Annotated in this window: 23 protein-coding genes; 9 read left to right on the top strand and 14 right to left on the bottom strand. The window is 63.7% G+C overall.

The features are described from left to right. The first annotated feature begins 94 nt into the window (after positions 1–94). Both AB7532_RS30240 and AB7532_RS30245 read left to right on the top strand, forming a co-directional pair. Positions 95–1,123 (top strand): putative zinc-binding metallopeptidase, encoded by a 1,029-nt coding sequence (locus tag AB7532_RS30240; RefSeq protein WP_441238327.1) that lies wholly within the window; start codon positions 95–97, stop codon positions 1,121–1,123. Beyond that, positions 1,120–2,154 (top strand): D-alanine--D-alanine ligase family protein, encoded by a 1,035-nt coding sequence (locus AB7532_RS30245; RefSeq protein WP_441238328.1) that lies wholly within the window; start codon positions 1,120–1,122, stop codon positions 2,152–2,154. Before AB7532_RS30240 ends, AB7532_RS30245 begins: the two co-directional genes overlap by 4 nt. On the opposite strand, the gene AB7532_RS30250 is transcribed toward AB7532_RS30245, so the two are convergent. The 11 genes from AB7532_RS30250 to AB7532_RS30300 all read right to left on the bottom strand — a co-directional run bounded on the left by AB7532_RS30250 (position 2,120) and on the right by AB7532_RS30300 (position 13,545). Continuing rightward, the gene (locus AB7532_RS30250; protein WP_441239428.1) at positions 2,120–2,314 is read right to left on the bottom strand and encodes a hypothetical protein; all 195 of its coding nucleotides are present in this window, start codon (positions 2,312–2,314) and stop codon (positions 2,120–2,122) included. The genes AB7532_RS30245 and AB7532_RS30250 overlap by 35 nt on opposite strands. 73 nt (positions 2,315–2,387) lie before the next feature. Next, positions 2,388–2,969, bottom strand: coding sequence for a flavin reductase family protein (locus tag AB7532_RS30255; RefSeq protein ID WP_441238329.1), 582 nt, complete (start codon positions 2,967–2,969; stop codon positions 2,388–2,390). Positions 2,970–2,999: 30 nt separating this feature from the next. After that, on the bottom strand, positions 3,000–3,839 hold the full coding sequence (locus AB7532_RS30260; RefSeq protein WP_441238330.1) for an ATP-binding cassette domain-containing protein: 840 nt from the start codon (positions 3,837–3,839) through the stop codon (positions 3,000–3,002). A 20-nt stretch (positions 3,840–3,859) separates the two neighbouring features. Continuing rightward, entirely contained in the window at positions 3,860–4,666 is an 807-nt protein-coding gene (locus AB7532_RS30265) for an ABC transporter permease subunit (RefSeq protein ID WP_441238331.1), read from the bottom strand. Continuing rightward, on the bottom strand, positions 4,663–5,829 hold the full coding sequence (gene ssuD, locus AB7532_RS30270) for an FMNH2-dependent alkanesulfonate monooxygenase (protein ID WP_441238332.1): 1,167 nt from the start codon (positions 5,827–5,829) through the stop codon (positions 4,663–4,665). The genes AB7532_RS30265 and ssuD overlap by 4 nt, the downstream gene beginning before the upstream one ends. Positions 5,830–5,837: 8 nt before the next feature. After that, complete coding sequence (locus AB7532_RS30275) at positions 5,838–6,791, bottom strand: sulfonate ABC transporter substrate-binding protein (RefSeq protein WP_441238333.1); 954 nt, start codon at positions 6,789–6,791, stop codon at positions 5,838–5,840. Between the two features lie 38 nt (positions 6,792–6,829). Then, complete coding sequence (locus tag AB7532_RS30280; RefSeq protein WP_441238334.1) at positions 6,830–7,780, bottom strand: sulfonate ABC transporter substrate-binding protein; 951 nt, start codon at positions 7,778–7,780, stop codon at positions 6,830–6,832. A gap of 521 nt (positions 7,781–8,301) precedes the next feature. Continuing rightward, positions 8,302–9,468: a cytochrome P450 gene (locus AB7532_RS30285; RefSeq protein WP_441238335.1), complete on the bottom strand. Its 1,167-nt coding sequence runs from the start codon at positions 9,466–9,468 to the stop codon at positions 8,302–8,304. Positions 9,469–9,584: 116 nt separating this feature from the next. Then, positions 9,585–11,765: a PQQ-dependent dehydrogenase, methanol/ethanol family gene (locus tag AB7532_RS30290; RefSeq protein WP_441238336.1), complete on the bottom strand. Its 2,181-nt coding sequence runs from the start codon at positions 11,763–11,765 to the stop codon at positions 9,585–9,587. 134 nt (positions 11,766–11,899) lie between these two features. Continuing rightward, positions 11,900–12,793, bottom strand: a complete 894-nt coding sequence (locus AB7532_RS30295) for a L,D-transpeptidase (protein ID WP_441239383.1) — start codon at positions 12,791–12,793, stop codon at positions 11,900–11,902. Between the two features lie 182 nt (positions 12,794–12,975). Next, positions 12,976–13,545 carry a TetR/AcrR family transcriptional regulator gene (locus AB7532_RS30300; protein ID WP_441238337.1) on the bottom strand — a complete coding sequence of 190 codons (570 nt, stop codon included), beginning with the start codon at positions 13,543–13,545 and terminating at the stop codon, positions 12,976–12,978. Positions 13,546–13,677: 132 nt separating this feature from the next. On the opposite strand from AB7532_RS30300, the gene AB7532_RS30305 reads away from it, so the two are divergent. Continuing rightward, positions 13,678–14,184 (top strand): DUF1993 domain-containing protein, encoded by a 507-nt coding sequence (locus tag AB7532_RS30305; protein WP_441238338.1) that lies wholly within the window; start codon positions 13,678–13,680, stop codon positions 14,182–14,184. Positions 14,185–14,225: 41 nt separating this feature from the next. Here the strand turns inward: AB7532_RS30305 and AB7532_RS30310 are convergent, their stop codons facing one another. The 3 genes from AB7532_RS30310 to AB7532_RS30320 all read right to left on the bottom strand — a co-directional run bounded on the left by AB7532_RS30310 (position 14,226) and on the right by AB7532_RS30320 (position 17,051). Next, on the bottom strand, positions 14,226–15,008 hold the full coding sequence (locus tag AB7532_RS30310) for a helix-turn-helix transcriptional regulator (protein WP_441238339.1): 783 nt from the start codon (positions 15,006–15,008) through the stop codon (positions 14,226–14,228). 133 nt (positions 15,009–15,141) lie between these two features. Beyond that, positions 15,142–15,636, bottom strand: coding sequence for an RlpA-like double-psi beta-barrel domain-containing protein (locus AB7532_RS30315; protein ID WP_441238340.1), 495 nt, complete (start codon positions 15,634–15,636; stop codon positions 15,142–15,144). 209 nt (positions 15,637–15,845) lie between these two features. Beyond that, on the bottom strand, positions 15,846–17,051 hold the full coding sequence (locus tag AB7532_RS30320; protein ID WP_441238341.1) for an LLM class flavin-dependent oxidoreductase: 1,206 nt from the start codon (positions 17,049–17,051) through the stop codon (positions 15,846–15,848). Positions 17,052–17,314: 263 nt separating this feature from the next. On the opposite strand from AB7532_RS30320, the gene napE reads away from it, so the two are divergent. The 6 genes from napE (at position 17,315) to AB7532_RS30350 (ending at position 22,839) form a co-directional block, all read left to right on the top strand. Continuing rightward, on the top strand, positions 17,315–17,500 hold the full coding sequence (gene napE / locus AB7532_RS30325) for a periplasmic nitrate reductase, NapE protein (RefSeq protein ID WP_129275299.1): 186 nt from the start codon (positions 17,315–17,317) through the stop codon (positions 17,498–17,500). A 25-nt stretch (positions 17,501–17,525) separates the two neighbouring features. Next, complete coding sequence (locus AB7532_RS30330; RefSeq protein WP_441238342.1) at positions 17,526–17,840, top strand: chaperone NapD; 315 nt, start codon at positions 17,526–17,528, stop codon at positions 17,838–17,840. 17 nt (positions 17,841–17,857) lie between these two features. Further along, positions 17,858–20,371: a nitrate reductase catalytic subunit NapA gene (gene napA / locus AB7532_RS30335; RefSeq protein ID WP_441238343.1), complete on the top strand. Its 2,514-nt coding sequence runs from the start codon at positions 17,858–17,860 to the stop codon at positions 20,369–20,371. Continuing rightward, the gene (locus AB7532_RS30340; RefSeq protein ID WP_441238344.1) at positions 20,368–20,838 is read left to right on the top strand and encodes a nitrate reductase cytochrome c-type subunit; all 471 of its coding nucleotides are present in this window, start codon (positions 20,368–20,370) and stop codon (positions 20,836–20,838) included. The genes napA and AB7532_RS30340 overlap by 4 nt, the downstream gene beginning before the upstream one ends. After that, a complete protein-coding gene (locus tag AB7532_RS30345; protein ID WP_441238345.1) occupies positions 20,835–21,476 on the top strand; it encodes a NapC/NirT family cytochrome c in 642 nt (213 codons plus the stop codon). The genes AB7532_RS30340 and AB7532_RS30345 overlap by 4 nt, the downstream gene beginning before the upstream one ends. A 247-nt stretch (positions 21,477–21,723) precedes the next feature. Then, the gene (locus tag AB7532_RS30350; protein ID WP_441238346.1) at positions 21,724–22,839 is read left to right on the top strand and encodes an ATP-dependent DNA helicase; all 1,116 of its coding nucleotides are present in this window, start codon (positions 21,724–21,726) and stop codon (positions 22,837–22,839) included. The last annotated feature ends 302 nt before the right edge of the window (positions 22,840–23,141 follow it).

A 23,141-nucleotide genomic window follows, 5' to 3' on the forward strand; every position in this document is an offset into this window, starting at 1 on the left:
CGCGCTGCGGCACGCCTGCCCGCCCCCACGGGTTGTTGCCGACGGCCGCCCATGACATCATCGTGACATTGAGTCATCCCTGCCTGGATACCTGATGCCGCGCCGGAAATTCGCTTGGGAAAAGCTGTCGGACGAGGAACTGCTCCAGCAGCGCCTGAGTAGCCTGAAGGTTACGGTCGAAGGCACCTGGCTCGAAGACTGCGTTGCCACACTCTACGAAGAGCTCGAAGAGCGGGGCATCCGGCTGCGGCCGCACACGTGGATTTCAAGCGAATGGTTCAGTCCGGGAGACGTGCCCGGCATCGCGCTTCCCTTCTATCTCGCCCATCCTCGCCTGATGAAGCTCGAGAAGAAGATGATGTTCGACGTCGAGGGTGGAACCTGGCGTGAGTGCATGGCCATCCTCCGTCACGAAGCCGGCCATGCGCTGCAGCACGGCTACCAATTGCAGCGCCGCCGGCGCTGGCAGCAGCTGTTCGGTCCGTCGTCAAAGCACTATCCGCGTTACTACCGGCCCAACCCCGCGAGCCGCCGCTACGTCCAGCACCTCCGGCTGTGGTATGCGCAGAGCCACCCGGACGAGGATTTTGCCGAGACCTTTGCGGTGTGGCTGCGGCCGCGCTCGAACTGGCGGGCGCGCTATGCCGGCTGGCCGGCGCTGAAGAAGCTCGAATATGTCGACGAGCTGATGGGCGAGATCGCGGGAAAACGACCGCTGATTACGACGCGCGAGCGCGTCGATCCACTGAGCAAGCTCAGCCAGACACTCGAAGACCATTACAAAAAGAAGCAGGCCTTCTACGCCTTCACGCCGCCCAAGACCTACGACCGCGACCTCTCCCGGCTTTTCTCCGCCGATCCACGACATCATCGCTCCAAACCCGCTTCGAGCCTGATCAGGCGGCACCGGGCCCAGATCAGGCAACTCGTCGCACGGTGGACGGGCGAGAACCAGCTCACGCTCGATGCCGTGCTTGACGACATGATCTCCCGTTGCCGCGAGCTCGATCTGCGCGCGGTCGGCCCCGAACAGAAGCTCGTTCTCGATTTCACCGTCCTCGTGACCGCCAAGACGATGCACGCGTTATTCGGCCCGTCGCGGCGCAAATGGATCGCGCTATGAGACGTCAACGCATTCTGGTGCTGATGCATCCGGACTTCCTGCCGCCGGATTCAAGCGACGGATACACACCGCAGGAAATCAATAACTGGAAGACGGAATACGACGTCGTCAGCACCCTGCGCGCGGGCAAACATGAGGTTCGCGTACTCGGCGCGCAGGAAGAGATCAAGCCGGTCCGCGAAGCGATCGAGCAATTCAAGCCGCACGTGGTTTTCACGCTGCTGGAGGAATTCCACAACAACGTCGCCTACGACCAGCACATCGCCAGCTATCTCGAACTGATGAAGGTCCCCTACACCGGATGCAACCCGCGCGGCCTGATCCTCGCGCGCGGCAAGGATCTGTCCAAGACGCTGGTGCACCACCGCCGCATCGCGGTGCCGGCCTTCGCCGTCTTCCCGATGCGACGCAAGGTCAAGCGGCCGAAGCATCTCGCGCTGCCGCTGATCGTCAAAGCCCTCAACATGGATGGATCTGCCGGTATTTCTCAGGCCTCCATCGTCGATACCGACGAAAAGCTCGCGGAGCGCGTCGCCTTCATCCACGATCGCAGCGAAACCGCCGCCATCGCCGAGCAGTTCATCGAGGGACGCGAGCTCTATGTCGGCGTGCTCGGCAACAATCGACTGCGCGTGCTGCCGGTCTGGGAATTGAAATTCGGCAGCATGGGCGGACGCAGGTCACGGCACATCGCCACTGAAAAGGCCAAGCACGACACCGACTACCAGGAGAAGGTCGGCATCGTCGACGGACCGGCGAAAGATCTCGCGCCGGAAGTCACCGCGCGCATCCAGCGTGCGGCCAAGCGCATCTATCGGGCGCTCGGCCTCGACGGCTACGCGCGCATCGATTTTCGCCTCGCCGCTGACGGTACGCCGTATTTCATCGAAGCCAACCCCAACCCCGAAATCGCGAAGAGCCAGGAGTTCGCGACGGCGGCTCTGCACGACGGGCTGAAATACGGGGATCTGCTGCAGCGGATCCTGACGCTCGGGATCAGCCGGGCCAAGGCCGGCGTGTCCTTGGGGTGAAATCCTGCGAATAGCTCGGCGCATCCGGCTTGCGGAAGATGTGGATGGGGTCGCCCGGCACGATCGGCTGGCCTGAGAACATCGCATAGGCGTAGAGCGCGAGATAGGCGATCGCGAGCGCGCCGATGGCGTAGAAGGCGAGGGTCGCGACGCGCTTCATCGATCCGCTCCATTGCCGTCCCGACCGGAGGCTCAGGCAGCGCTTCTAGAGCGATGACGGGGAAAAGGCCAGCCTAGGCGCCGCGCCGGCTGTGCGTGGGAACACTGACCTCCGCGAGCCGTGCCGCGTCTTCGTCCTGGTCGACCGCCACATACTGGCCGTGCCAATAGGCGAGCGCGGCGTTGCGGGTCGAATTCCTGACCGACCTGACGCGGCCGATGACGATGCCGTGCGAGTGGCGCTCGACGATCTCCTCGACCTCGCAATCGACGGCGGACAATGCGCCGACCAGTAGCGGAACGCCGGAGACCGCCGTCACCCATTGGCTGCCCGCAAAGCGATCGGCGCCCTTGAGACCGCCCTTGCCGGCAAAGCGCTCGGCGACGTCGAGCTGATCGGCGGCCAACATGTTCACGCCAAAGGCGCCGTAACGCTTGATCAGCGGGAAGGACGAGGCATCGCGGTTGACGCTGACGATCAGTGTCGGCGGGTCGACCGACAGCGAGGTGACGGATGTCACCGTCATGCCGGTGATGTCCTTGCCCCGCCCCGCGGTGATGATGCTGACGCCGCCGGTGAGATGGCGCATGGCGCCGCGGAAATCGGCGGCCGAGACGGGGATTTCGTTCATGAGATCGCGCGGCACTACATTCATGGCATGGTCCCCGAACGGGGTTCCCTCTATTTAGGTACGATCGTCCGCCGACAAAAGGTGGCTCAGGATCGAGCCTTCCAGGGCGGCAAGCTCGGCGGAGCCGCGCTCGCGGGGGCGGGCCGTGTTAACCACGACATCATGGGCAATGCGGCCCTCGTCGATCACCAGCACCCGGTCGGCCAGCGCGACGGCCTCGGCAACGTCGTGGGTCACCAGGATCGCGGTAAAGCCCTGGTCGCGCCAGACGCGCTCCAGAAGACGCTGCATCGAGATGCGGGTCAATGCGTCCAGCGCGCCGAGCGGCTCGTCGAAGGCCAGCACGCGCGGACGGGAGACCAGCGCGCGGCCGAGCGCGACGCGCTGCTTCTGGCCGCCCGACAGCACCGACGGCCACTGGTCGCACTTCTCGGTCAATCCGACCTCGGTCAGCGCCTGCTCCGCGCGGGCATGCGCATCGCTGGAAGAACGATCACGGCCGAGGCCAACCTCGACATTGGCCAGCACGCGCGCCCAGGGCAGCAGCCGCGGTTCCTGGAACATCACGCGAATGTCCTCAGGCTTGACCGCCGCATCACCGAAGCTGATGCTGCCGGCGTCGATCTTTTCCAGACCCGCGATCAGGCGCAGCAACGTGCTCTTGCCGCAACCACTCTTGCCGACAATGGCGACGAACTGGCCGGCGGGGATATGCAGGTCGATGCCACGCAGCACCTCGTTATCGCCGTAAGACTTGCGCAGGCCGCGGATGCTGAGCGGCAGGCCGCTGGTCTGCGCCGGACGCTCCTCGCGCGCCACGCGGGCCGTCGGTGCGAAATTGGCAAGGCCGGCGAGCTCGGTTTCCGGAAGGGACGTACGAAGCGCTGTCTGCATGTGATTCCCAGTCTTTCTGCTCAACGTTTCTGGAAGGCGGGGTGCCAGGAAAGCGTCGCCCGCTCCAGCACGCGGGAGGCGCTGTCGGCGAGCTTGCCGAGCAGGGCGTAGATCAGGATCGAAAGCACGACGACGTCGATCAGCATGAATTCGCGCGCCTGCATCGCCATGTAGCCGAGGCCTGAGGACGCCGCGATGGTCTCGGCGACGATCAGCGTCAGCCACATGATGCCGAGCGCGAAGCGGATGCCGACGAAGATCGATGGCAGCGCACCCGGGAAGATCACCCGGCGGAACAGCTCGCTGTCGGTCATGCCGTAGATGCGGCCCATCTCGATCAGCTGCGGATCGACGGTGCGGATGCCGTGCAGCGTGTTGAGGTAGATCGGGAAGAAGACGCCGAGCGCCACCAAAAACAGCTTGGCGCTCTCATCGATGCCGAACCACAGGATGACCAGCGGGATCAGCGCCAGATGCGGCACGTTGCGTACCATCTGCAGCGTGGTGTCGGTGAGCTTGGCTGACAGCTGCGACAGGCCGTTGGCAAGACCGAAGGCGAAGCCGATGCCGCCGCCGATCAGGAAGCCGATCGAGGCGCGCCAGAACGAGACCCAGATGTTGCGAAGCAGCTCACCGGAGAGCAGGAGTTTCCAGCCCGCCAGCGCGACATCGCTCGGCGCCGGCAGCACGCGAACCGGCACGAAGCCGGTGACGCTCGCGACCTGCCAGATCGCGATGATGGCGAGCGGCACGATCCACTGGATCAGGCCGTCGACGCGCGGCAGGCGGAAGTTGCGCGGGAGTGAGACGCTGTCGATCAGGCTCATGATTGCGACACCTTGTGCTGCGGACGGTAATCGCTGCCGACCGTTTCGCCGAAGGGACCGCCGTTGAAATGCAGCTTGGTCACGTTGGAGGGCTGCTCCAGCGAGAGCAGCGGGAACACCAGTTCGGCGAAGCGATAGGCTTCCTCCAGATGCGGGTAGCCCGACATGATGAAGGTATCGATGCCGATGTCCTGATACTCCTTGATGCGTGCCGCGACGGTCTGAGCGTCGCCGACCAGCGCCGTGCCGGCGCCGCCGCGCACCAGGCCGACACCGGCCCACAGGTTCGGCGCGATCTCGAGCTTGTCGCGCTTGCCGCCATGCAACTGCGCCATACGCTGCTGGCCGACGGAGTCCATTCGCTCAAAATTCTTCTGCGCGGTCGCAATGGTCTCGTCGCTGACATGCTTGATCAGCTCGTTGGCCGCGCGCCAGGCTTCTTCGTTGGTCTCGCGGACGATCACGTGAAGGCGGATACCGAAGGAGAGCTTTCGGCCGCGCGCCTCTGCGACCGCCCTCACCTTGGCGATCTTCTCGGCGACCAGCGCCGGCGGCTCACCCCAGGTGAGATATTTGTCGACGGCATCGACCGCGACGTCGATGCCGGCATCGGACGAGCCGCCGAAATAGAGCGGCGGACGCGGCGATTGCACCGGAGGGAATAGCAGCTTGCTGCCCTCGACACGGATGTGCTTGCCGTCGGCGTCGACGGTCTTGCCGGCGAGCAGGTCGCTATAGACGTTGAGGAACTCGCGGGTGACCTCATAGCGCTCGTCATGACTGAGGAAGATGCCGTCGCCCTTGTTCTCGACGGGATCGCCGCCGGTAACGACGTTGACGAGTAGCCGGCCATTGGTGACGCGATCCAGCGTCGCGGTCATGCGCGCCGCAACGCTCGGCGATTGCAGGCCGGGGCGGACGGCGACGAGATAGCGCAGCCGCTCGGTGAACGGCGCGACTGAGGACGCGACGATCCAGGAATCCTCGCAGGAGCGCCCGGTCGGCAGCAGTACGCCGAAATAGCCGAGCTGGTCGGCGGCCTGCGCGACCTGGCGCAGATAGTTGAAGTTCACTTCCCGTCCGCCGATTCCCGTGCCGAGGTAACGGCCGTCGCCGTGGGTCGGCAGGAACCAGAGGATGTTGGCGTTGGATTGCTTACTCATGACCCTACTCACGTTCCTGGCCTCCGAGCCACGTCGGAAATCTTGATTGCTTTCGGGATCAGGTTGAGCGCGAAGAACGCGTCGGCCACCTGCTGCTGATCGGCGATGACGGCATCGGTCAGCGGCTTGATGCCGTAGGACTGCCGCTTCAGCGCCACCTCGACCACCGGAACGGACAATCCAATCGCCGGCGCAAGCTGCTCGGCCACCGCGTGGATGTCGCCCTTGGCCCAATCATCGACCGAGCTGAGTTCGGCGAGGACGACGTCAACGATCTTCGGATTGGCATCGAGGAACTTCTTCGAGGAGAAATAGAACTGGTAGTTGGCGACGATGCCGGTGCCATCGGCGAGCGTGCGCGCACCGGTGGCGGCTTCCGCGGCGGCCTGGAACGGATCCCAGATCACCCATGCATCGACCGCGCCGCGCTCGAAGGCGGCGCGCGCATCGGCGGGTGCGAGGAACACCGGCTCGATCTCGGAGTACTTCACGCCCGCCTTCTCCAGCGCCTTGACCAGGAGGTAGTGGACGTTGGAGCCCTTGTTGAGCGCGACCTTCTTGCCCTTGAGATCGGCGACCGATTTCAAGGGGCTGTCCTTCGGCACCAGTATCGCCTCGCCCTTCGGCGCCGGCGGCTCATAGGCGACATACTGGATCGGCGCGCCGGCGGCCTGCGCGAAGATCGGCGGGGCTTCGCCGGTGTTGCCGAAATCGATCGCACCGACATTGAGCGCTTCGAGCAGCGGCGGGCCGGAGGGGAATTCGGTCCACACCACCTTGTAGCCGTCGGCAGCCAACTTCGGCTCCAGCGTGCCCTTGCTCTTGAGCAGCACCAGCTTGCCGTATTTCTGGTAGCCGATGCGGACCACCTTGTCCTGGCCGTAGGAGGTGCCGACCGCGGCGGCGACGATGCCCACCGACAGCACGATGGCCGCAATCAGACGCTGAATGATACGCCTCATGTTCAAACCCTTCTGGATGGGAAGATCGGTCGGCACGATCAGGCTGCCGGATTGCGCCAGACGATGTCGCGAATGACGATCGGCTTGGGGATCAGGCCGAGCTTGTAGAAGCGGTCGGCAACGCCCTGCTGGGTGACGACGATGTCTTCGGTGACAGGGCCGACCACAAAGTTGGCGCGGTTGGCGGCGACGGTCTGGATGTCGAGCGGAACACCGGTGATCGCGGCGAGCGATCTGGCGACGTCGTCGCGGTGCTGTTCGGCCCATTTGCCCGCCGCGGTCGTCACGTCGACGATCTGTTGCAGGATGGCGCCGTGGTTCTTCGCGAACTCGCGGTTGGCGATGTAGAAGGAATTGGTCTTGGTGACCTCGCGCGAGTTGATCAGGATGCGGCCGTTCTGCTTGGTCTCGCCGATCGCGAAATACGGATCCCAGATCGCCCAGGCCTCGATGCTGCCGTTGGCAAAGGCGGGACCTGCATCCGGCGGCGTCAGATAGACCGGCGTGATATCGGCATAGGTGAGGCCCGCCTTCTCCAGCGTCTGCACCACGATGTTGTGCGCGCTGGAGCCCTTGGTGAAGCCGATGCGCTTGCCCTTGAGGTCGGCGATGGTACGGATCGGCGAGTCCTTCGGCACCAGGATGCCCTGGCCGTTGGTGATCGGCTGGCCCGCGGCATAGACGATCGCGGCGCCGGCGGCCTGCGCAAACACCGGCGGGGAATCGCCGACCGAGCCGAAATCGACGCTGCCGACGTTCATCGCCTCCATCATCGGCGGCCCCGAGGAGAACTCGACCCATTTCACGTCGATGCCTTGCGGCGTGAAATGTTTTTCCAAGGCGGCCTGCTGGCGCGTGACAACCAGCACGCCGGTCTTCTGGTAGCCGATACGAATTTCCTTCACCGCGCCTTGCGCGTTCGCGTGCGCGGCGAACGCAGCCGCGGCTGCGGTTCCAACAGACAGTTTCAGAAAGTCACGACGCTGCATTCCACACTCCGGGCCGCGTGCGGCCGTCATCATTCGCGTTTTGTGAATGATGGTGCGGAGCGGCGGAGGTGTCGAGACACGCGGAAAAATAGCGATGCGAGCACTGCGCTTGCGACAAGCGCATGATTAATCTTTCAAGCGGCGGAGCGAATGAAGATGGAATTTTTCTGCACACGGATGTGAAGGCCCGGTGCGTTCGGCCTTCAGGACGCGGCCGGAACCAAAAACTGCGAAAACAACCCCATGCACAGTAGCCGGGGCCGGCGAAATCAAGAACTTACCGATTATCCGAAAATAGATTTGACCCGTCGGGCAAAACAGGGGTAGGATGGCATCATGGGAGAGTCGGGCTGGTGGAGCATGAAGCTCTAACCAAAACCTCAATTGTCATGCCCCGCGAAGGCGGGGCATCCAGTACGCCGCGGCCTCTCCGCATCCTTGCGCTGTCTCGGAATACTGGATCGCCCGGTCAAGCCGGGCGATGACACCATCGTGGTGGCGAGGGCGCCCTGTAAACTAAACTAATGCAGCCACTTCACCGGCAGATTCTGCAAGCCCCGGAACGCCCAGCCGCCGATGCGCACCGGCTCGTCATCGGCGATCTCCAGCTTCGTGGCCCGCGCGAACACCGTCGGCAACGCGACGTCGGCGATCATGGCGCGTGAGGCCCAGGCGCCGGCGCAGAAATGCGGGCCGGCACCGAAGGCGACGCTCTTGGCCGTATCACGCCGCACGTCGAACTGGTCGGCGCGCTCGAAATGCTTCTCGTCGCGGTTGGCCGAGCCGAACATCAGGAACACACGCTCGTCGGTCTCGAAGGCGACGTCGCGGATGCTCCACGGCTTGGCGATGCGCCGCGGTGACATGCCGATCGGCGAGATCCAGCGGGCATATTCCTCGAACGCTTCGAGCCAGGTGACCTCGCCCTTGCGCACGAGATCGAGCTGCTGCGGATGGGAGAGCAGCGCCCACACGGTGCCGGCGATCGCCTTGCGCGGCTCGTTCTGGCCGCCGGATATCGCAAGCTTGACGTTGGCGCGCACGCTCTCCATCGGCATGCCCGCGGCGAGCAGCACGCCCAAAATACTCTGATCGGGATTCTTGCGCAGCACCGGCAGGATGTCATCGATCGCGGCATCGATGCCCGACGTCGCGGCATGGCAGCGCGCCTCGACCTCGGGGGCGCCGCCGTAATTGGCGATGCCCTCGATCATGCCTTGCGACCACGCGTCCATGTCCTGATATCGAATGTTGGTGAGGCCGGTGATCGACTTCAGGCACTCGCCGGAGAACGGCAGCGCGAAGTCGCGCATGAAATCGATCCGCCCGGGCGCGACGCAAGCGAGAATGCGGTCGGCATGGGCCTGAAACAAAGCGGTCCAATGTGCCTTCACCGTCTTCGGCGACACCGTCGGAAACATCGCGCGCCGCTCGACCTGATGCGCCTCGCCGTCCTTGCGCATCATGTTGTGGCCCATCAGCCGGTTCATCAGGCCGGCAGGCTGGTGCGAGGAGAACACGTCGATCTGTTTCTCGGAGATCGAGATGTCGTCGCGGCTGGTCAGCAGCGTTGAACCAAGCTGCGGCACGAAGGCGATCGGCGCCTCCTTGCGCATTGTCGCGAGCATCGGATAGGGGTCGGCCCAGAACGCGGCAGGGTCGATGTCGATGCGCGGCGCGGTGCTCAAGGCGGTCTCCCCTGGGTCTCGTTTCCTTCAGGCCAGACTAGCGAAATCCGGCGCTGGCGTCTGTCCCTCGCGATGGGGACAGACGCCAGCGGGACCTGTGGTCATACGTCGGCTCATCACCTGCTCTTCGGTCTGATGGCGTCGACAGTTCCTTGTATGAAGGCCTGGAGCTTGGCGATGTCCCCTTCCCTCAACTTGCCGCTGAAATCAGGCATGCCCCGGTCGCGGAATGGACCGTGGAAGACGATACTCCTCAGATTGGTAATCACTTCGGCGGGGACATAGCCAAGATTGACGATGTTGCCGCCGCGGCCGACGCCAGGCACACCGTGGCAGGCTATGCAGGCCGCCGTGAGATAGATGTCCCCGCCTTCCCTGATATCCTTCGGATCGTACTTCACGCCCTGCAGCAGACCTTCGGTCTGAACCTTGACGAACTCCGGCAGCTTCGCCGTGCCGCCGAGCGCGTAGGTATAGATCGTTCCCGGGTTCTGGTACTCGGTCGCACGATGAGCAAGGCCGTAAGAGCCGCCCCACCCGACCGCAATCGAGATGTATTGCCTGTCATCGACCATGTAGGTCGCGGCAGCCGCCACCGCGCCGGTGCCGGTCGGGATTTCCCACAGCTTGGCTCCTTTTGCTGCGTCGTAAGCGACGAAGCGGCCATCCGCCGTCCCCTGGAAAACCAGATTGCCGGCGATCGTCAGCGTGCCGCCGTTCCACGGCGACACGTGCTCGACCCGCCAGACTTCCTTTTGATGCACCGGATCCCAGGCGAGCAGACGTCCGAACGGGGTAGACTTCGGCGACGGGTTGAAAGCGAAGCCGAGATTCGCACCCAATATGCCGCCGATCTTGCCCGGCGCAGTGGCATTCTGCACGAATGACTTTTCCGGCGTCAGATTGACCGGGATGTGTTGCGCCGGAAGGTAGACGAGACCGGTCAGCGGATTGAACGACATCGGGTGCCAGTTATGAGCTCCGTCCGGCCCCGGAATGGATTCGTAGGGCTCTTCGCCGCGCGCAGCCGGCAGCTCGATCGGCCGTCCGTTGGCGTCGTAACCCGTCGCCCAATTCACATCGACGAAGTTTTTCGCCGAGATGAACTTGCCGTTGGTGCGATCGATGACGAAGAAGAAGCCATTTTTCGGCGCGTGCAGGATCACCTTGCGCGGCTCGTCATCAATCTTGATGTCGGCCAGGATCATCGGCTGGGTGGACGTGTAGTCCCAATTGTCGCCGGGCGTCTCTTGGTAGTGCCAGATATACTGGCCGGTGTCGGCATTGAGCGCGACGATGGAGGCCAGATAAAGATTGTCGCCACCCGACGGACTGCGAAGCTTGCGATTCCAGGGACCGCCGTTTCCGGTGCCGACATAGACCATGTTCAGATCGGGGTCGAACGTGATGGTGTCCCACGGCGTGCCACCGCCACCGTTGATCCAATATTTGCCCGAGGGATCCCAGGTCTTCGCCGCGGCCGCCATCGACGCGTCCTCGAAGGGTTTCGAGGGATCGCCGGGCACGGTGAACCAGCGCCAGAGTTGATGACCCGTCTCGCTGTCGTACGCCGTGATATATCCGCGCGCACCGTATTCGGCACCGCTCTGGCCGATCACGACCTTACCCTTGAAGACCCGAGGCGCGCCGGTGATCGTATAGGAATGATCGTGATCGATCAGCGTGTCGTTTTCCCAGACCTTGGCCCCGGTCGCGGCGTCGAGCGCGATCAGGCGTCCGTCATAGGCGGCGACGAAGACCTTGCCCTTGTAAAGCGCGAGGCCGCGGCTGACAGCGTCGCAGCAGCCGCGATAGCCCTTTGACCGGTCAACACCGGGATCGAACGACCAGATTTTTGTCCCGGTCCGTACGTCGATGGCATGGACCACGCTCCAGGGCGCCGACTGATACATGATGCCGTCAACGACGAGGGGAGTTGCCTCGATCCCGCGCGATGATTCCAGATTGTAACTCCAGACGAGCCCGAGATTCCCGATGTTGTCGGCGTTGATCTGATTGAGCTTGCTGAACCGCGTTTCGGCGTAGTCGAGGCCGACGGTGGGCCAATCCCAGGATGTTTTCGTATTTGCCTTGATGAAGTCGCTGTCGACTCTCGCGATATTCGCCTTGATGTCATCAGGCTTCGCGCTGGCCCCGGTCTGCGCCCATGCACTGGACGGGAGGAGAACACCCAGGAGAGCAAGAACGACACCGACTCTGAGGGAGGCAGTCTGAATCCTGAGCCGATCGCTCGCCCTTTTTTCAGGCCATTGGCAGTCCGCGTTGGATCGTCCCATGACGCACCTTCCTCCGCGCACGTCGCGACCACGATGCGTGCGCATGCTTCAGTTGGTATGAAGCCTCAAACCTCCCTCGGCGGTGCTACTGAAGTATTTCAATCCTGACCTGCCCCATTGCAGCTGTAAGCGAGTTACCGGGCCTCGGCGACCTTCGCTCCGGATGACGGCATCTGCGCGTTCGCCGCCAAGGGCCGCTTCGACGGCGATGCCGGGTCCGGCAAGCGGAAGGCGGCGTCGGCCGGCACGCCCTGGAATGGGCGTCGTGGCTCGGTAGCCGGAAGCACGATCACTTTCGCTCCGACTTTCACCCGCTCGTAGAGGTCCGTGACGTCGTCATTGGTCAGCCGGATACAGCCGGACGACACCCGCTTCCCGATCGTAGCCGGATTGTTGGTGCCGTGAATGCGATACTCGGTCTCGCCGAGATACATCGCCCGGGCGCCGAGCGGGTTGCCGGGACCGCCCGCCATGAACCGCGGCAGATAGGGCTGACGCCCAACCATCTCCGCAGGCGGATGCCAATCCGGCCATTCTGCCTTGCGAGCCACGGTCTGCTCACCTGACCATGTGAAACCTTCGCGGCCGACACCGATGCCGTAGCGCATCGCCTGCCGGTCGTTCAGAACGAAATACAGGAATGTGTTTCCGGTATCGATGATCACCGTGCCCGGCGTCTGGCGGCTGGCGTAGTCGACCACCTGCCGGACAAGTGCGCCGGGACCGTCAGCGGCGGCTTTGGGTGGTTCGACCAGAGGCGCCGGGGCCGGAATCGGAGCCGGCGTCGGAACTGGCGCTGCTGCACGAACAGGCGTTGCCACATAAACCGGTGTTGACGACGCCTGAGCCTGGACTTGAGCCTGGACCTGCGCTTGGGGCGCGGACGCCTTCCGCACCGGCTGCACGCTCGCCGGCGGAGATAGCAAACTGTAACCCACCACCGCGACGGCCACGGCGCCAATCGCAACGCGCGCGGCCATCGGTATTGCGAGCGTCTCCGCCTTGCCGCGTTTGGCCCGCTTACCCATACTCTTTCCCCTGGTCGCCATGCCCAAGAGAGGTACCCAGCAAAATTTAAGAAACTTCGAAGCGATGGCGCTGGGAGGGGATCCGTTCGTGATGGTTAACGCCGAACTCTTGTTCGGCAGCATGACGAATTGCGAGTACCGCTGGATATTCAGCTAGCGGCGTGGACGACGCACGTCTCGTATCACGGGCAGCTTCGGCAAAAGATATCCGCCAGCGCCTTGAATATAGCCGGCTTGCGTTCCACACGGGCAATCGTTCGTGCGCCTTCGATGGCAGCTATCAATGCGGCTGCGCTGGCGGATGCGCGCGCGGGAGCGAAACCGCAACCCCGGAGATGCTCTGCAATGATGTCGGTCAGATCGACAAATCCGCGTGCGACCCGTTGGGTCAACTCAGCGTCCAGCGGCGACAGCTCATTCGCCAGGTTTTGCATGAGACATCCATACTGGAAGTCGTCGGCAATCATTTCGGCCGCGATTGCCCCAAAAACCTGTTTGAAAAAATCCGGCGCGTCGCCTGTCGTGTTCGCCGCTATCTGCCGAAACACGGCAGCTCGCTTCGCGACGTAAGGATCGATGGTTTCCTCCGCCAGTTGGGTCTTGCCGCGCGGAAAGTGAAAATAAAACGATCCCTTGGGCGAACCACTCTCTTCAATGATCTGGTTCAATCCGGTCGCAGCGTAACCCTGGATACGAAACAGTCGTTCGGCGGTGGCAATCGCGCGCGCGCGCGCGTCGGTTTTGCGTGGCATAGCGCAACCATACCCCGCCTCGCTTGACAGAGCTATGGTGATCGCCATACTATGGCGATCACCATAGTACGTAAATCCCGCAATCCCACTCGGACGAGCGGCAATGTGGGTCACTCTGTCAGGAGATTTGCCTTGTCCCTCTCCATGTACGACGCCGCCGTTCCCGGCATGGTGCGCTCGCTGAAGAATCTCGACGCCATCATCGACAAGGCAGCGGCCTATGCCGCGGGCAAGAAGGTGGACCCGACCGTCCTGATGGCCAGCCGGTTGGCCATCGACATGCTGCCCTTCTCGACCCAGATCCATCGCGCCACGGAAACAGCGAGAGGCGGCGCAGCGCGCCTGGCCCAGATGGACATCCCGAGCCTCCCCGACGAGGACAAGACCGTGGCAGACCTGAGAGACCGCCTCGCCAAGGTCATCGCCTTCCTGGAGAGCGTGCCGACGGAGACGTTCACGGGGGCCGAGGATCGCACCGTTACCCAGAAGCTCGCCGGCAACGACATGACCTTCCCCGCCAAGCAGTATCTGTTCGGCTTTGTGATCCCGAATTTCTACTTCCACGTGACCATCGCCTTCGCGATCCTGCGCCACAACGGGGTGGAGATCGGCAAGGCAGACTTCATCCGCGGCATCTGAGGCCAACTTCGCGGAGAGCGCTGCGACGGCGTCATCTTCCCTCAGTTCAGGCCGCTTGGCCCCGCGAGCAGGCGCAGCACGATTGAAAACAATTCGTTCTGCGAGGAGATGCCGAGGCGCTCATAGGCGCGCTTGCGGTAGGTCAGGGTCGAATGGAGGCTGATGCCGAGTGCCTGCGAGATCGCCTCTGAGCTGAAGCCGGTGAGGATGTGCCGGCAGACCTCCTGCTCGCGCGGCGTCAGCGTGGAGAGTGGCGCGCGCGTCGAGAACAGCGCGGCGAGGTTCTGGCCGGGCGTCGCGGCCTGCTGGAAATGGCGTGCAACGCTGGCGCCGATCGCCGGCGCGATTGCGCGAAGCCGCGCACGCTCGGCATCGCCGAAGCGGCCCTGAGACGTGATGCGGTAGAAGTTGACATAGAAGCAGGTGTCGCCGGTCCAGATCGCGGTGGCGCATTTGTCGACGATGTCGGAGTCGTTGAAGAAGAGCTTGCGGTAGCGCGCGCCATACATGCGCGGCGCGAACGAGGGCAGCATGATCGGCGCGCTGGTCTCGGCCTCGAACAGCGCATCGCGGTTGGGATCGGATTCGTGAAACTGCCCGGCATAGGCCGCACCGAGATCGCTGCCGGTCGGGATGTTGCCGGCATCGAGCAGACAACTTGCAGCGCCCGCGCGCGTCAGCGCAAACACCATGCAATGACCGACCCCGGCCTGCCGGCGCAGCGTGTCGATCAGGACATTCGCGAAGTCAGGCCGGCCGATGGCGAGCACCGCGGGCGTGACGTCGCCCGCCGACGGTTGTGTGGGCACCGCCTGAGACCGCATCCTTTCCTCCGCAAGACGTTGTTTGACGAAGGATAGCAGCAAGGTGACGGCCGCGGAAGACAGACAGGCCAGCGGGGGCGAACACAGGTTGCAAGAGTGCCCGGCTCGACGCCCGCTTTGCCGCGTGAGCCGCTCAGCCCACCGGGCCCGGTGTCCAATTGTCTCCTGAAAGCGGGCTGACCTTGACGTCCTCGATGATTCCGAGCTCCAGGCTCGGATCGAAATGGCGCATCGTGCGCTCGTTGAAGTCGATGATGCGGCCGGGCCTGAGCGGTCCCACGTCGTTGATCTTGACGATGACCTTCTTGCCGACGGCCTCGACCAGGGCATATTTCGGCCTCTCGCCAAATTGGACTCCACCAAATCTGCTGCGCAGACTCGTCTTGATCGCAGCCGCCCAGACGGAGGGATCATAACGCTCGCCGGACGCCGTGCCCGGACCGCCCTCCTCCTTGCCGGGCTTGAACGGATTGTACATGGACGCAGCGCCGACGACCGCATGTCCGGAGGCGGCATCGACGGCGGCGCTTGAGTGAACTCCAGGTGTTTCTCCACGCGCAACGGCAACAGAAACGGCAAGCGCGACCAGGGCGCCGCAAAATGCGGCGCTCGAGTGGAACAGCATCATATCTCCTGTGATTTTTTCGTCGTCGGTTCCGGACACCGCAAACAGGGCAAGCGAACGCGGCAGCGTTCATGAAGCTTGCGCCGGACTTTTACGGAGTGGTGCCCTTGACTATGGAACCGTCGTGCGAACCCGAGGGGTTCCCACGCAGCGTTTTAAGTTGTCACCGACTAAGACAGAGAATGCGTCAGCAGCATGACTTGACGAACAGCCTATCCCGCCGCCGCCTTGGCGGGGGCGACATTGACGGCGAGTTTGCCGTAGCGATCCGTAAAAGCCTCGGTGTCGATCTCTTCCAGCTTGATCTCGCCGCTCATCACGCCCTGCTTCCACGCGGCCTGCGCGGGATCGTTCTGGAACTCCGGCATCACCTCGCGGCCGAACAGCTCGAGCGATTCGCAGATGTGCTCGTGGCTGTTCTTGCCGGCCTGATTGAGCAGGATGACCTGGTCGATGTGCGAGGACTGGAAGCGCTTCAGCTTCTTGCGGATCGTCTCCGGCGAGCCGATCAGGCCGCCGCGAAGTGCGGCCTCCTGCGCTTCCGGATTGTCGCGCTTCCACTTGTTGTACTCGTCCCACATGTTGACGGTATAGGGCGCAGGCCTCTGGCGGTTCTGCGAGGCGCCGTAGAAGCGCAGCGCGAACTGGAAGAAGGTGGCGCCGTCGGCACGGGCACGCGCTTCCTCGTCGGTCTTGGCGCACATGAAGAACGAGACCAGCGCCATGTTCGGGTTGATCTCGTAGTCGGCGAGCTTGTTCAGCCGCTTGGTCATCGCATTGTAATAGGCGTGCACCCAGGCATGCGCGGCGTCGGCGCTGACGAACTGGAAGCCCAGCGCGCCAAAGCCGTGGCGGCCGGCGCGTTCGATGGTCGGCAGTTGCGAGCAGGCCATCCACAGCGGCGGATGCGGCTTCTGCACCGGCTTCGGCACGACGTTGCGCAGGGGGATGTCGAAATACTTGCCGTGATGCTCGCTACCGGCGTCCTTGAACATCGGGAAGATCGCCTGCACCGCTTCCTCGAAGACTTCCTTCTTGGTCTCCATGTCGCGGCCGAACGGCGTCAGCTCGGTGATGGACGCGCTCTCGCCCATGCCGAATTCGCAGCGGCCGTTGGAGAGCAGATCGAGCACCGCAACGCGCTCGGCCACGCGCGCGGGATGGTTCGTCGTGAGCTGGAGGATGCCGTGGCCGAGCCGGATGTTCTTCGTGCGCTGGCTGGCGGCGGCGAGGAAGGATTCCGGCGAGGGCGAGTGCGAATACTCTTCGAGGAAATGATGCTCGACGACCCAGGCGTGGTCGTAATTGAGCTTGTCGGCCAGCTCCATCTGCGAGAGCGCGTTCTGGTAGAGGGCGAGCTCGTCGCCGGCCACCCATGGCCTCGGCAGTTGCAGCTCGTAGAAGATGCCGAACTTCATGACGACTCTCCCGCATTATTGTTCTTAATCGCATCTTAGTGCGTGAGGCGGCGCTGTCTACGCACTCGCAATTCCGCTGCGCGGGAGATGGTCCATCGACCGCACGTCGCAATGACAGCCGAATCCGTGCCCGTTTACGATGTGCGGCGAACTCGACCGATTGATCCAGATCAAGGCGTTAGCGGCTGTAACGCATCTAAAGTGCGGCAAGGCAACGGCCCGGATGCCGTCCCGATTCCCAGACCAGCTCAAAGAGACCGAATATGTCGGCCCCTGACGACACGATGTCGCGCGTGCGCCGTAAGCGCATGGAGATTTTTGCGTTCCTGTTCCTGACCGCGGTCGTGATGCCCGTCCTCGCGGTCGGAACGGTCGGCTCGTACGGGCTCGGCGTCTGGATCTACCAGATGTTTGCCGGCCCTCCCGGCCCGCCGCCCTCCCCGCATTGATCTCGAACAGCGAAAGACAGGCATCATGGCTCACGCCACACTCAACCGCCGCGCATTGATCACCGGCCGGGTGCTCAGCGCCGACCGCATCATCTCACCTCCGGGCTGCGAAATCGCCAGTATCATCGTGCAGGCGCGCCCCGAGCGGCTCGACGCGCTGGAAGCCGAGATCGCTGCGATGCCCGGTTGCGAGATTCACGCCCGTGACGCGCGCGGAAAACTCGTCGTCGTGACCGAAGCGCCCGACGCCGGCAGCCTCGGCACGCTGCTCAACACCATCCAGTCGCTGCCGAACGTGTATTCGGCGGCGCTCGTTTTCCACGCCATCGAAACTGCCTAGTCGAGGGAAGAGCCATCATGACATCGCCAAAGCTCGACCGCCGCCAGATGCTCAAGCTCGAGGCCGCCGCGATCGCGATGGCCGCAGCAGGCATGCCGCGACCTGCGCTCGCCGCCAATCTCGTCACCGAGCGCGACACGTCCGAACTGAAATGGGACAAGGCCGCCTGCCGCTTCTGCGGCACCGGCTGCTCCGTGATGGTCGCGACCAAGGACAACCGCGTCGTCGCCACCCACGGCGACATCAAGGCCGAGGTCAATCGCGGCCTCAACTGCGTCAAGGGCTACTTCCTGTCCAAGATCATGTACGGCCATGACCGCCTGACGCAGCCGATGCTGCGCAAGACGAATGGCAAGTACGACAAGAACGGGGACTTCACGCCGGTGTCGTGGAACGAAGCCTTCGACATCATGGAGGTGAAGTGGAAGGAGACGCTGAAGAAGCGCGGGCCGAACGGTCTTGCGATGTTCGGCTCCGGCCAGTGGACGATCTGGGAAGGTTACGCCGCCTCAAAGCTCTACAAGGCCGGCTTCCGCACCAACAACATCGATCCCAATGCGCGCCACTGCATGGCCTCGGCCGTCGCGGGCATGATGCGCACCTTCGGCATCGACGAGCCGGCCGGCTGCTATGACGACATCGAGGCCACGGATGCGTTCGTGCTGTGGGGCTCCAACATGGCCGAGATGCATCCCATTCTGTGGACGCGCCTCGCCGACCGCCGGCTGTCCGCGCCGCATGTCCGCGTCGCCGTGCTCTCGACCTTCGAGCACCGCTCGTTCGACCTCGCCGACATCGGCATGGTGTTCAAGCCGCAGACCGATCTCTACATCCTCAACGCCATCGCCCACCACATCATCAAGACCGGACGCGTCGACAAGAACTTCGTCGCCGCGCATACGATCTTCCGGCGCGGCCAGACCGACATCGGCTATGGATTGCGGCCCGAGCATCCGCTGCAGAAGAAGGCGACGGGCGCGGCCAAGGCCAACGACTCCACCGAGATGAGCTATGACGAGTACGTCAAGTTCGTTTCGGACTACACGCTGGAGAAGGCGGCCGAGATGTCCGGCGTGCCGCTCAATCGCCTGGAGGCGCTCGCCGAGCTCTACGCCGATCCCAAGACCAAAGTCGTGTCGTTCTGGACCATGGGCTTCAACCAGCACACCCGCGGCGTCTGGTGCAACAACCTCGTCTACAACATCCATCTGTTGACCGGAAAGATCTCCTCGCCCGGCAACAGCCCGTTCTCGCTGACCGGCCAGCCCTCGGCCTGCGGCACCGCGCGCGAGGTCGGCACTTTCTCGCACCGCCTGCCCGCCGACATGGTCGTCACCAACAAGGCGCATCGCGATCACGCCGAGCATCTCTGGCTGCTGCCCGAAGGCACCATTCCCGACAAGAACGGCGCCCACGCCGTGCTGCAAAGCCGGATGCTGAAAGACGGCCTGATCAACGCCTATTGGGTGCAGGTCAACAACAATCTCCAGGCCGGCCCCAACGTCAACGAGGAGACCTATCCGGGCTTCCGCAATCCCGACAATTTCATCGTGGTCTCCGACGCCTATCCGTCGGTGACGGCGCTCGCCGCCGATCTGATCCTGCCGACCGCGATGTGGGTGGAGAAGGAAGGCGCCTACGGCAATGCCGAGCGGCGCACGCAGTTCTGGCACCAGCTCGTCAAGGCGCCCGGCGAAGCGCAGTCGGATCTCTGGCAGCTGATGGAGTTTTCAAAGCGCTTCAAGATCGAGGAGGTCTGGCCGGAGGAGCTGATCGCCAAGAAGCCGGAGGTTCGCGGCAAGACGCTGTTCGACGTGCTCTACAAGAACGGCCAGGTCGACAAGTTTCCTGTGACGGAGATCGAGCAAGGCTACGCCAACGAGGAATCCAAGGCGTTCGGATTCTACGTGCAGAAGGGGCTGTTTGAAGAGTACGCCTCGTTCGGCCGCGGCCACGGCCACGACCTCGCGCCGTTCGAGAGCTATCACAAAGAGCGCGGCCTGCGCTGGCCGGTCGTCAACGGCCAGGAAACCAAATGGCGTTTCCGCGAGGGCAGCGATCCCTATGTCAAGCAGGGCACTGACGTGCAGTTCTACGGCTACCCCGACGGCAAGGCGCGCATCTTCGCGCTGCCTTACGAGCCGCCGGCGGAATCGCCCGACAACGAATATCCGTTCTGGCTATCGACCGGCCGCGTGCTGGAGCACTGGCATTCCGGCACCATGACGCGCCGCGTGCCCGAGCTCTACAAGGCGTTTCCCGAGGCCGTCTGCTTCATGCATCCCGACGACGCCTCGGACGCCAAGCTCCGGCGCGGGGACGAAGTGAAGGTGGTGTCGCGCCGCGGCTTCATCCGCGCTCGCGTCGAGACCCGCGGACGCGACCGGCCGCCGAAGGGCCTCGTGTTCGTGCCGTGGTTCGACGAATCCAAATTGATCAACAAGGTGACGCTGGACGCCACCGATCCGATCTCACTGCAGACCGACTACAAGAAATGCGCCGTGCGCATCGAGCGGGTGACCCAGTCATGATGAGCCGATTTGCAATTGCGCTGCTCGCGATCGCGATCGCCGCGGGTGCGAGTTCGTTGACCGCGCAGACGGTCAGTTCAGGCTTGCGCGGCCCGGCGCCGCTCAATGAGGAAGGACCGGCGCCGCCGATGCTGCCGAACCGCAACACGTCGGAGCGGGAATCGCGCAACTATCCCGAGCAGCCGCCTGTCATCCCGCACAACATCGACGGCTACCAGATCGACCTCAACGGCAACAAATGCCTGTCCTGCCACGCGCGCGCGCGCACGGCGGAATCGCAGGCGCCGATGGTCTCGATCACGCATTTCATGGATCGCGACGGCCAGTTCCTGGCCTCGATCTCGCCCCGCCGCTTCTTCTGCACCGAATGCCACGTGCCGCAGAACACCGCGACGCCGCCGGTGAGCAACGACTTCACCGACATCGACACGCTGCTCTCCCGCTCAAGCCCCGGTGGCCGGCGATGACGACGGCTGCTGACGAACCCAAAGCGAAACGCGGCTTCATCCTGCGCTGCTGGGATTTCGCGCTCGAGCTCTGGGGCGTGCTGATCCGGCCAAGCTCGGTGTTCGCGCTCGGCACGCTCGTGCTCGCCGGCTTTGTGGCAGGTGTCATCTTCTGGGGCGGCTTCAACACCGCGCTGGAATTGACCAACACCGAAAAATTCTGCACCGGCTGCCACGAGATGAAGGACAACGTCTTTGCCGAGCTGAAGTCGACCATCCACTTCACCAACCGCTCCGGCGTGCGCGCGACCTGCCCGGACTGCCACGTGCCGCACAACTGGACCGACAAGATCGCGCGCAAGATGCAGGCTTCCAAGGAAGTCTGGGGCAAGATCTTCGGCACGATCGACACGCGCGAGAAATTCCAGGATCACCGGCTCGAACTGGCCGCGCATGAATGGGCGCGCTTCAAGGCCAACGATTCGCTGGAATGCCGCAACTGCCACAGCGCCGATTCCATGGACATCACCAAGCAGTCGCCCCGAGCCTCGGTGGCGCACCAGCGCTTCCTGTTCACCAAGGAAAAGACCTGCATCGACTGCCACAAGGGCATCGCCCACCATCTGCCCGACATGCGCGGCGTTCCCGGCTGGCAGTAGGGCAGTCGCACATGACCCGGCAGTTTGGGCACCAAAGCCTCCAAGGCGTCATGGCCGGGCTTGTCCCGGCCATCCACGCCTGACCACGCGGTACGAAGGACGTGGATGCCCGGGACAAGCCCGGGCATGACGACCTCTTGCGATGCTCCCGCTGGCGATAGCAGGACGACTGCGCTTGAACCGGCGGGGCGAATGGTTAGTTTTGGGGGTGGCGAATCGCTCCGTTTCGCCCCTCCTCAAGACAGATATGACCAATTTCTCCCCGCATCAGGACGCCGCGCTCAAAGCCGTCGGCGAATGGCTCAAGGCCAAACCGGGCCGGAACGGCACGCCGCCGATTTTCCGCCTGTTCGGCTTTGCCGGCACCGGCAAGACCACGCTGGCGCGGCATATTGCCGACGGCGTCGACGGCGAGGTGAAATTTGCCGCCTTCACCGGCAAGGCGGCGCTCGTCATGCGTAACAAGGGTTGCGACGAGGCCTCCACCATCCATTCGCTGATCTACCGCGCCCGCGAATCCGGCGAGGAGCAGCCGAGCTTCGAATTATGGGACGACGCGCCGGCGTCCAAGGCCAAGCTGATCGTGATCGACGAATGCTCGATGGTCGACGCCGAGTTGGGGCGCGACCTGATGTCGTTCGACTGCCCGTTGCTGGTGCTGGGCGATCCCGCGCAGTTGCCGCCGATCCAGGGCGGCGGCTACTTCACCAACACCGAGCCGGACGCGATGCTGACCGAGGTGCACCGCCAGGCCCAGGACGATCCGATCGTGCGGATGTCGATGGACGTGCGCGAAGGCCGCGAGCTCGACATCGGCCGTTACGGCGAGAGCGAAGTGGTGTCGCGCAGGGAGCTCGACCCCGATCGCGTCATGGCCGCCGACCAGGTGCTGGTCGGCCGCAACAACACGCGACGCGCCTACAACATGCGGGTGCGCCAGCGCCAGAACATCGAGGATGTCTTCCCGGTGGCCGGCGACAAGCTGGTGTGCCTGCGCAACAACCGCAAGAAGGGCCTGTTCAACGGCGGCCTGTGGCGCGTGAAGTCGCGCAACACCTCGCGCTCGAAGTCGCGCATCCTCAGCATGCGGCTGTCGCCGGACGAGGACCTCGGCCACAAAGTGACAAAAGTCTCGGTGCGCGCCGATTGCTTCGAGGGCGGCGTCGAGGCGATCGCCTGGGAGCAGCGCAAGCCCTATGATGAGTTCGATTACGGCTATGTGCTGACCGTGCACAAATCGCAGGGCTCGCAATGGGACGACGTGGTGCTGTTCGACGAGAGCTTTGCGTTTCAGGAGAGCCGCGCAAGGTGGCTGTACACGGGGATCACGCGCGCGGCGAAAAGGCTGAGTATCGTGGTTTAGAATACGGCTGCCGTAGGGTGGGCAAAGGCGCAACGCGCCGTGCCCACGATCTCTCTCCAAAAGCAAAATACGTGGGCACGCTTCGCTTTGCCCACCCTACGGCACCTGTGGCAACGCCGCGGCGTCAATCACCGCACGTCGTCCCGGACAAGCGAAGCGCAGATCCGGGACCCATACCCACAGGGAGAAGTTTGGCGAAGACTCGGAGTGGGAGCTTTGCCCCGCACATCTCCCTGGGGTTATGGGTCCCCGCCTTCGCGGGGACGACAGCGGAGATTGAAGCTCCGCCGTTGCGTCTCACA

It is taken from the genome of Bradyrhizobium sp. 930_D9_N1_4 (genome assembly GCF_052076015.1).
In the GTDB taxonomy this organism is placed as follows: Bacteria; Pseudomonadota; Alphaproteobacteria; order Rhizobiales; family Xanthobacteraceae; genus Bradyrhizobium.